Source organism: Dysgonomonas sp. GY75 (assembly GCF_015234155.1).
Lineage (GTDB): Bacteria > Bacteroidota > Bacteroidia > Bacteroidales > Dysgonomonadaceae > Dysgonomonas > Dysgonomonas gadei.
The window spans coordinates 1-802 of record NZ_JADCLQ010000072.1 but is presented as its reverse complement, the minus strand read 5'-3'; the positions used below and the strand labels follow the sequence as shown (position 1 = coordinate 802).

Sequence of the window (802 nt, the reverse complement as noted above, 5' to 3'; positions counted from 1 at the left end):
ATATTTTTAGTTTTTATGGTTATAGTTTTTGCTAAACCACATTGTCTAAATCTAAACTCTTAAGCGGGATTACCTTTGAAAAGTATCACCAATTATTTTACCTTCTGTGGTTTAAGCCATGCTGTTCATGGGGTTCGAAACACCATTGTAAACTTCGGCCTGGGCTGCAAAAACTCACGCAAGGTAAGCATCCAGGACGTTTCTTCATTATTTTAATCCGGAGCGCCGGATTGGTATGCTGTTCACTGTTAACCGTATAGCTGATCCGGTATTCGCACACGCGCAGGGAGGGGTAAACCTCCCCCAGCAGGTAAGCGTAGGGCTTGCCCCCCCGGTAGGCCTTCAGCCGGGCTTTGCGGGCCGGTGCGTCCTGCTCACCGAGGATATGCAGGATATCCGCTTTCTCCTCGTCGCCCAGGGCGTCCGCCGCTATAACGGCAGCCCGCAGTCCGTCCCAGTTCTCGCCCTTGGAACGCACCGTAAAGCAGCCGGCATCGAAGCCGTAGGCTGCAACCATATAATCCCGGAGGGCAGCAGCGCGTTTTTCCGACAGGCTTATATTATGGCTTAATTCCCCTTCGGGCGAGGCATAGGCCTCCAGGCTGATGCTTTCGATCCGGGAACCCGGGAGTTGCAGGACGGTTTCAACCGAACGTTGTATTTTGGAAAGCTCCTGCCGGTTATTACCGTAGTCCGGATAGACTACATAGCGGTCGACGGGAAACAGGATGCAGGCGCTGCCGCTTTCATGGCGGTATTGTTTGTCAACGCACGGTATGTAAACCGTATCCGCGGGTACAGC

General features: G+C 52.7%; 1 pseudogene. It reads right to left on the bottom strand.

The annotated features are described in order from the left end of the window. Positions 1-97: 97 nt before the first annotated feature. Positions 98-802, bottom strand: a pseudogene (locus tag IR083_RS24405) (hypothetical protein); the annotation flags it as partial.